Genomic DNA, 8,292 nt, shown 5'->3' on the forward strand with positions numbered 1-8,292 from the left:
TAGCTGCCTCGCAGCCGACGTGAGAAGGCCGCACGCACCCTGACCGTCCTCCAGACCAGCGCATCGAGCGCCGCCCGGCGGTCGGCTTCGGCAGGAGTACGGCGCAGGTCTGGACGGAACCGGGCACCCTAGCGGACCTCGGTCCTCCAATTGATCGGATCATCGAAGGGGTCGATCTCATGCTGCCTCACAAGCTGCATGAGTTTGCGACGAGCATCCGCGGCGCCTTCAATATGGAGAATGTCCCGCGCGAGCTCTTGTCCATTTCGCTCAATGATCACGGCAAAGAACTTTCTTGAGCTTGTCGTCATTGAAGCCTCCTGTGATGTCCTGCCTGGACAAACCTGAAAATCCTGGCGGCGAAAGCGACACGGGGTCCGTGCGAGCACGAACCGCCCTCAGCGAATCAGTCCCGGCCGCGTTGCGCCTCCTTTTGTTGTGCACTGCAACATAGACTTTCGCGTGACGCGCGCGCTGGCGACGGCGGTTTGCGCGGCAATGTGGCAAAACGGCAACAATCGCCCTGTGGATCCCCTTCGTATGCGGTGGGAATGCTGGGGCTCGAAGAGGTCAATGAGTTGACGTCGCTGTCTCGATCTGCGTCAACAGCGTGCGGGCGTCGTGCTCTCGCCTGCCAGACCCGGCGGACCCAACGGCGTCGGCGAAATCGACGGGATTGCACCCCAAACCCGCGGGAGCGGACGACGTGACGGCGTGTCGCCTACTCGATCCCGACGAAACGTTGCGTCGTCTCGAAACCCGACTCGGACCCTTGCACGCGCAACTCCGTCTCGGCATGGAGCGCGAGCACGAGGCGCAGGCGTTTGGCCAGGGCCTCAGCTTCCTGCACCTCGAGAACATGCCCGTCATGCAGGCGATCATCGAGCTCGTGCTCCGCATGACGGGGACCTATTGGCTCGGTTTGGCGAACGCAGGCAAGGTGCAACTGCGACAGAACATTGTGCGCCTCCCAAAACTGCCGAGCGCTTTCGACGGCTTCACCATCCTGCATCTGAGCGACCTGCATGCGGACCTGAGCGGCCCCGCGATGCGCCGCGCCGCTGAACTCGCGCGTGGCCTCCATTACGATCTTTGCGTGCTGACGGGAGACTATCGCGGACGCACCCACGGCGATTGCAGACCTTGTCTCGAAGCCGTCGCGCGCCTGCGAGAAGCGCTGAACGGGGATGTCTACGCGGTGCTCGGCAATCACGATTCGATCACCATGGTTCCCGACCTTGAGGCGTTCGGCATCCGGGTTCTTCTCAACGAATGCGTCGTCATAGATCGCGGGAGCGCCTCGATCTATCTCGCGGGGATCGACGACGCGCATTTCTTCCGAGTCGACAACATCGAAAAAGCGGCCGCGGAGATTCCCCAAGGCTGTGTTTCTGTCCTGCTTTCGCACACTCCGGAAATCTACCGGCAGGCCGCGCACGCCGGCTTCGATCTGATGCTGAGCGGACACACGCATGGCGGCCAGATCTGTCTGCCCGGCGGCATTCCGATCCTGCTCGAAGCCGACCTGCCGCGCGCTTTCGCTGCGGGCGCTTGGCGACATGCGGGAATGGCCGGCTATACCTCGGTGGGGACAGGGTCGTCGGTCGTTCCGGCGCGCTTCAATAATCGACCGGAGATCACCCTGCACCGGCTGGTGTGTGGCGAGCCTCAGTAGGGCCGGTCCCTTAGGCCGACGGCGAAAAAGACCCGTGACGCCGCAAGCGCTCCGACAGAGAACAGCAATACGATCGCGAGAACGTCGATAAGACTGAGCGAAAGATAGGCCGTGCAGACGAGCGCGGGAAGCAGGGACTCGGGAATCTGATCGAGACCCAACATCATGCTGCTCGGATCGAGCCCGCGCCGTCGTTTGAAGAAGGAGGAGAGGCCGTCGCCGGCCATCGCGGACACTGCAACGATCGCGCCCAGCCACCACGGCAGATGGATCAGGACCGCTACGCAGGTCGCGAAAACAAGCGCCGACGCGATGCCGCGCCAGGTCTTGGAGCGACCGAGGAGAGGATGGCCGTCGCGCAACACGATTCCCGCATCGATCGGACGGGCAGGCCGCGCTCTCAGCGCCCGCGCCACCAGGAGCGGCGCCGCGTTGGCTGCGCCGATCAGCATAAGGCTCTGCACGATCTCAAGGGCGTGGGCAATCATCCGCGATGCGCCCTGTCATGTCGTCATTGGTACCTCGCCCCGGCTCCCGAGGCGCGGCTTGGTCGTTCGTACTCTGCCGATCTCATAGCGTCCTCGCTGGCAAGCGACGCCGGCGGACAGGACAATCTCCGACGGGCGGAAGTCGCGGCGCCAAACCTGCAGAGCGCAGAAAAATCATGTCGGTCGATCATTGTCGTTCTCCGGCCAATGGCGTTTGTCGCTCAAGGTTCGCCTTCCTTGAAAGGCGGCTCCTTGTCGGCAGGCACGCCTTGTTCGGCCATTGCCAGGATCATCGCCACGCCGACATAGGTTCCGGCGACGCCCGTCAGATCGACCACCTGCTGTTCGCCGAGAAGCGTCCTGGCGCGGTCGAACAGTTCGTCCGACACCGCGTGTTTGGTCGTTAGCTCGGTAACGAAGTCGTAAACGACCTCTTCGTCGGGGCTCATGCCGGCGGGTCGCCGGTTGGATTTCAGGTCGGCGATGATCGAATCGGAGAGGCCCGCTTTTTTCGCCAGCGGGGCGTGGGCGAACCATTCCACCTGCGAGCGCCATTGCCGAGCGACGATGAGGATGGCCATCTCGTTGAGCTTGGTCGGCACGGACGTGTGCCAACGCAGATAGTCGAGCAGGTCGTACATACGCTGCGCGTAGACCGGACTGCGCAACATCACATTATAGGGGCCGCCGAGCCCGACGCGCGAGATCTTCACGATCTTCTCGCCGACCGGGCGCTGCTGGTCGCTGAGCTGCTCCAAGGTCAGCTGGGGAAACCTGGGCTGCTTGCCTTCGGCCGGCGAACTCGCCGTATTCGCGGCGATCCAGCCGAGGGGCATGGCGGCCATCAGGCATCCCGCAGCGATCAGCATTTGGCGCATGGGTTCCTCCTTCCGCTCGATATTCTGGCGGGCTCCTTGGCGAACCTCGGGCCAGGATACTGCGCCATCGACGGTGGTGTCGGCTACACCTACGTCAATCATCGAGCCCTGTGAGCGCGATTTCGGACTTGGTCCGCGCCAAACAATGTTTAGCGGCCAAGTCGGCCGGCGCGCTCGAGCTGAGCTTGGTCGCCGGTCCAGGTTTCTGGCAGGAACAGCCGCAGGCCCGTCATCACCGGGACCTCGCCATGCGCCAGGCTCGGCGTGAGTCGGTTCGGACAGGTGCTATATGATCGGCCTCGGAACCCCAAGAGAGGAACTCGGCCATGGCGCTCAGCGTGCTCTACATCGGCGGCACCGGGCAGATTTCGTTGCCCTGCGTCGAGGCCTCACTGGCCGCCGGCCATGATGTCACGATCCTGAATCGGAACAAGACCGCCGTTTTCCTGCCGAAGGGGGTCAAATCGCTGGTCGGCGACATGAACGACGTCGCCTATGGCGAGCTTGCCGGCAGGCGTTTCGACGTTGTCGCACAGTTCCGCCTCTACACCCCGGAGCAGATGAAGCGGGACATCGCGACCTTTACCGGCGCCACCGGGCAATATGTCTTCGTCTCGTCCGCCTCCGTTTATGAGAAGCCGGTCCGTCACTACCTCATGACCGAGAGGACAAAGCTCGAGAACAAGTACTGGCAGTACAGTCGCGACAAGATTGCCTGCGAGCGGCTTCTGCGCGACCAGGACAAGCTCGCCTACACCATCGTGCGTCCGAGCCATACGGTGCGCACCGCGACGCCCATCCAAGTGGGCAATCCCGACGGAGCCGTCCGGCGGATGATCGCCGGAAAGCCGGTAATTGTCGCAGGCGATGGCTCATCGCTCTGGACGCTCACGCGTTCCGTGGACGTCGAGACGCCGTTCGTGCGACTGCTCGGCGCATCGGCCGCACTCAACGACGATTTCCACATCACGGGGGATCGCGGCTTCACCTGGAACCAGATCGACGAGGCGATCGCGCGGGGGTTCGGCGTCGAGGCGATCCACGCGCATGTGCCGACGGAGACGCTTGTTCGCTTCAACAAGGAGTGGGAGGGCCCACTGCTCGGCGACAAGACCTGGTCGGCTCTCTTCGACAACTCCAAGGTGAAGCGTGTCACGGGGCCCTTCGAAGCCTCAGAGGACATCGACGAGATCCTTCGCGACTCGGTCATCCATGCGAAGGAGCGGCTGAAGGCGCCGGCGTCGGCCGAATCCGACGAGGACCGCCTGGTCGATACGATCATCGCCGCGCAAGACGGCCTGCGTCCGTAATGTTCGCCGCCACGCCGCGATCCCATTTTGCCATTGATGATCTGAAGAAAAAAGGATCAAGACTGACGACAGCCGGTTATCTCGTGCGCGCTCGTCGCTACGGTAGACATTGGCGACACGGTGGACCTTTTTCTTTTCGCGCGGCCGGTAGCAAATCGTCATCGCTTCTTCGCGCCGCCTCGTCTATGATGGCCGCGCCCGGACTCGATGTCGGCGCCCCTTCGGAGATTTAAGAACGGCCCTCGCGGCCCATAAGCGGAACGCCGCAAGGATCATCCCGAAAATCCTTCCACAGGCGCAGTCGACCAGCCGCTCGACGACGATGACCTCAAGACGGCGTGTCGGGCGGAGTTTTCTGAACCATGTCGATGATTTATACGAATGGCGCGCCGAGGACGGCGCGCGACTGGGCGCTGGCGCTCGGCCCCTACCGCCAGGCGGACATGGGCCGCGGGCTGTTCGAGCTCGCAGTCACGTTTTTGCCCTTCGCGGCGCTCTGGACCGTGATGCTCATCGCCTCGCGTCAAGGCCACGTCTGGCTTTCGTTCGCGCTCGCGCCCCTCGCCGCCGGTCTGCTCGTCCGCCTGTTCATGATCCAGCACGATTGCGGGCACGGATCGTTCTTTCCCAGCAAACAGGCCAATGAGTGGGTCGGACGCGCAATCGGCGTCGTGACGATGACGCCCTACGACTTCTGGCGGCGCAGCCACGCGATCCACCACGCAACGTCGGGCAATCTGGACCGGCGCGGCATCGGCGACATCAAGACGATGACGGTCCGCGAATATTTTTCCCGCGCCTGGCGCGGCCGGCTCGCCTACCGGCTCTACCGCCACCCCACGGTGATGTTCGGGGTCGGCCCCGCCTACCTGTTCCTGATCGAGAACCGCCTGCCATTCGGCTTCATGCGCAAGGGCGCGATGCCGTGGCTCAGCACGATGTCGACCAACGCCGGGATTCTTCTGGCGGCCGGCTTGCTGATCTGGGGCGCGGGCCTTGCGCCGGTTCTCGTCGTTCATCTGCCGATCGTCGTCATCGGCGCGACGGCGGGGGTTTGGCTGTTCTACGTTCAACATCAGTTCGAGGGGACGACCTGGGAGCCGACGCCGACCTGGAGCCAGCCGGAGGCCGCGCTGCATGGCAGCTCGCTTTACGAACTGCCGCCGCCGCTCGACTGGTTCTCCGGCAATATCGGCGTGCATCACGTGCATCACCTGTCGAGCGCCATCCCCTTCTACAGGCTGCAGACGGTCCTGCGGGACCACCCTGAACTCGGCGAGGTCGGCCGGCTCACGCTCCGGCGCAGCCTCGGTTGTGTCCGGCTCGCGCTGTGGGACGAAGACAAGCGGCGGATGGTGTCGTTCCGCGAGGCGCGCGCGTCGCGTCGGCTCGCCCACGGCGCGAGCTGAGCAGAGGGCGTTTCGGCGCCCGTCGAGTCCGGCGGCGCGTCGACGGTCGGGAGCGGCGCGGTTCGATCCGCGTTGCGTGGTATGGGCGAATTCGTGCTAGGATTCCGTTTTGATGCGCCCCGAACCTTTGGAAAGCAGGCGAAGATATGAGCCCCACCACAAACGCCGAGAACCGGGCCCTCAACGCCGCCGAACTCGAGATGGTGAACGCAACGCTGCCGGACGCGATCGAGCGGCCAACCACCGAGGAACTGAAGGCGCTCGCACATCGGCTGAGGCAGGCCCATAGTCGCGCCAACGACATCAGCATCCGCCAGCAGCGTGAGATCCGCGGCAAGGCCGAACCGCACGCAGCCGTCCGGGCGAAGGACGCCGCGGGCTCGATCGCCAAGACGCAGACCTTGATGGAGGCCATCCAGCGTATCAACGGGGAGCTCGCCCGCCGCGAGGAGATCGAGACCGGCAGGCCCAGTCCGGCGGAATTCGCGCGCCGCGCGCTCGAACTCAAGATGGCGGCCGACGCCGGTCATCATCCCGATGCGGGGCAAACCGCGAAGACGGGGATGCGTCCGAAAAAGCGAACGGAAGAGTTCACCGGCGGAACGTCGAAGCGCGAAATGGGCCGGGTCTCGCAGGCCGGCAGGGTCGCCCAGGCCCATAAAGACTCCGGCAAGAGCTGACCGTACGGCGGCGCTGGGCGTAAAAGCTTGGCAAAATCAACCAAGGTCTTCAGTTCGACGAGAGATCCGCGGTGAGCAGCGGCGGGAGGCCGTGAATGGCCGGCCGGGACGGCGAAGAGAAGCGCGAATGCCAAAGCGAGCTTCATGGCCCCTCGTGCGGCGCCTCAACGGCGCCGGCCTCGGCGTCCTGATCGCGCTCGCGGGCGCGAGCCCTTTCGCAGCGGCAGAGCCGAGCGTTCCGGCGTGGCTCGAGGCCCACGTGGGCGAGGGGGAGGGGCAAATCGCGCCCGTTGTGCTGGAGCGAGCCCGCGCGCTCTATCAGCGGAAACGGAGCGGAGGCGCGGTCCGCAATCCCTGCTACTTCGCCATGGACGCGACGCGTCCCCATGACCTTGGCGGCAGCCGATTGGGGCGCCGCTTCTACGTCATCTGCGAAGCCGAAGGGTCGTTTCGCGCCATCTCCGCGGGTCACGGCGGCGGCCGGGATCTGGACGGGGTCGCGGATTTCTCCAACGGGCGGCGGTGCGTGAGGAATTTCGGCAATGCCGTGGATTCCGAACTGACCGCGGGCGGGGCGTATGTGACCGGCGACACGGCCGCTTCCTTCAAGGGGTACTATCGCGCCTCGGCCGGAGGCGACGCGGTTTTCATGCGCGCCTTCCTGAAGTTCGACGGCGAAGGCGAGACCGCAAACGCCAGGGAGCGCGCGATCGGCGGGCACGCGGCGGTCCTGCTCAGGGGACTCTGCCGCCGGAGGGATCCGACCAGTCCGCACGCCGACCCGGAGGGCTACGTTCCGTTCGGAAAGCTCGTCAGTTACGCGGCCGGGCGCAGCGACGGCTGCACCAGCTGGTCGCCCTCGGACGCCGAGACCATCATGGCGATGGTGAAGGACGATCCGACGACGCTCTACATCTACCCTGAGTCTCGCGACATCGACGCCGTCGCGCGGGCGGTCGGGGCCGGCCAGGCGCCGTCGCGCGCCGGGCTTTATTGGAACGCCGCGTGCCTGAAAGACATCGGCGCTCCGAGATTCTGGCCGAAGGAGACGCTCGAGCCGATGCTTGAGCGATATCGGCAAACGCATCCCGCTCCGCCGCCGCAACCGTTGCCGATTTGCCGGGAGCCCTGAGCCGGCGCCAAGGCGCAGCTTGATGGCCCCTTATGCGCTCATGCGATGGCGAACCCGCCGTCGACGCGGAACGACGCGCCCGTCACCGCTCCCGCGCGGTCCGACAGGAGGAAGGCGACCGCTTCGGCGACCTCCGACGGCTCTAGAAAGCGCCCGATCGGCATGCGCGCGAGGCGCGGAGCGGAGCGGGCGGGATCGCTCCAGGCGAGGCGGGCCATGTCGGTCAGCGTGATGGTCGGATTGACGGTGTTGACCCGGATACCGTGAGGCCCAAGCTCGTTGGCCATGACTCGCGACGCGGCGTCCAGCGCCGCCTTCGACGCGCAATAGGCGGTATGGTCGATCACGCCAAGAAACGCTGCGTCGCTGGAGACGTTCACGACCGCCCCCGGCCGTTTCGACGCGATCCGGTCGCGCGCGTATTCCTGCGCGATGACGATCGGCGCCTTGGCGTTGACCGTCATGATGCGGTCGAAGGTCTCGAGCGTAAGATCGAGGAAAGACTGCAGAGCCGTCGTTCCCGCGCAATTGACCAAGAGGTCGAACGGCAGATTGGCGCGCACCGCGGCGCGGGTCGCCTCAAGATCGGCGAGATCGACGGCGATGGATCGGCATCCAATCTTGGCCTTGAGGGAGGCGAGGTCGTCGGTCGAGCGGCCGAGGGCGAGAACGGAGGCCCCGCGGCGCGCGAGCAACTCAGCGGTCGTACGGCCGATCCCC

8 protein-coding genes are annotated in these 8,292 nt (G+C 65.1%); 5 read left to right on the top strand and 3 right to left on the bottom strand.

Translation table 11 applies throughout. The features are described from left to right. The first annotated feature begins 706 nt into the window (after window positions 1-706). Complete coding sequence (locus ACLP25_RS02995) at window positions 707-1,675, top strand: metallophosphoesterase (protein ID WP_442467746.1); 969 nt, start codon at window positions 707-709, stop codon at window positions 1,673-1,675. Here ACLP25_RS02995 and ACLP25_RS03000 read toward each other — a convergent pair. Next, window positions 1,669-2,163, bottom strand: a complete 495-nt coding sequence (locus ACLP25_RS03000) for a CDP-archaeol synthase (RefSeq protein ID WP_442467747.1) — start codon at window positions 2,161-2,163, stop codon at window positions 1,669-1,671. The genes ACLP25_RS02995 and ACLP25_RS03000 overlap by 7 nt on opposite strands. A gap of 221 nt (window positions 2,164-2,384) precedes the next feature. Then, window positions 2,385-3,041 (bottom strand): carboxymuconolactone decarboxylase family protein, encoded by a 657-nt coding sequence (locus tag ACLP25_RS03005; protein WP_442467748.1) that lies wholly within the window; start codon window positions 3,039-3,041, stop codon window positions 2,385-2,387. A 326-nt stretch (window positions 3,042-3,367) separates the two neighbouring features. Here ACLP25_RS03005 and ACLP25_RS03010 point away from each other — a divergent pair, with 326 nt between their 5' ends. From ACLP25_RS03010 to ACLP25_RS03025, 4 genes are all read left to right on the top strand, one after another. Further along, window positions 3,368-4,351 carry an NAD(P)H-binding protein gene (locus ACLP25_RS03010; protein ID WP_442467749.1) on the top strand — a complete coding sequence of 328 codons (984 nt, stop codon included), beginning with the start codon at window positions 3,368-3,370 and terminating at the stop codon, window positions 4,349-4,351. Between the two features lie 362 nt (window positions 4,352-4,713). After that, window positions 4,714-5,760 carry a fatty acid desaturase gene (locus tag ACLP25_RS03015; RefSeq protein WP_442467750.1) on the top strand — a complete coding sequence of 349 codons (1,047 nt, stop codon included), beginning with the start codon at window positions 4,714-4,716 and terminating at the stop codon, window positions 5,758-5,760. A gap of 146 nt (window positions 5,761-5,906) precedes the next feature. Next, window positions 5,907-6,440, top strand: a complete 534-nt coding sequence (locus tag ACLP25_RS03020; protein WP_442467751.1) for a hypothetical protein — start codon at window positions 5,907-5,909, stop codon at window positions 6,438-6,440. 127 nt (window positions 6,441-6,567) lie between these two features. Continuing rightward, window positions 6,568-7,572, top strand: coding sequence for a hypothetical protein (locus ACLP25_RS03025; RefSeq protein ID WP_442467752.1), 1,005 nt, complete (start codon window positions 6,568-6,570; stop codon window positions 7,570-7,572). A gap of 38 nt (window positions 7,573-7,610) precedes the next feature. Here ACLP25_RS03025 and ACLP25_RS03030 read toward each other — a convergent pair. Beyond that, on the bottom strand, window positions 7,611-8,292 hold a 682-nt coding region (locus ACLP25_RS03030), incomplete at its 5' end, for an SDR family oxidoreductase (RefSeq protein ID WP_442467753.1).

The organism is Roseiarcus sp. (assembly GCF_052145395.1).
Taxonomy (GTDB): Bacteria; Pseudomonadota; Alphaproteobacteria; order Rhizobiales; family Beijerinckiaceae; genus Roseiarcus.

Coding starts and splice junctions, on each gene's coding strand:
- ACLP25_RS03000 (WP_442467747.1), bottom strand. CDS start 2,163: ATGATTGCCCACGCCCTTGAGATCGTGCAGAGCCTTATGCTGATCGGC.
- ACLP25_RS03005 (WP_442467748.1), bottom strand. CDS start 3,041: ATGCGCCAAATGCTGATCGCTGCGGGATGCCTGATGGCCGCCATGCCC.
- ACLP25_RS03010 (WP_442467749.1), top strand. CDS start 3,368: ATGGCGCTCAGCGTGCTCTACATCGGCGGCACCGGGCAGATTTCGTTG.
- ACLP25_RS03015 (WP_442467750.1), top strand. CDS start 4,714: ATGTCGATGATTTATACGAATGGCGCGCCGAGGACGGCGCGCGACTGG.
- ACLP25_RS03020 (WP_442467751.1), top strand. CDS start 5,907: ATGAGCCCCACCACAAACGCCGAGAACCGGGCCCTCAACGCCGCCGAA.
- ACLP25_RS03025 (WP_442467752.1), top strand. CDS start 6,568: ATGCCAAAGCGAGCTTCATGGCCCCTCGTGCGGCGCCTCAACGGCGCC.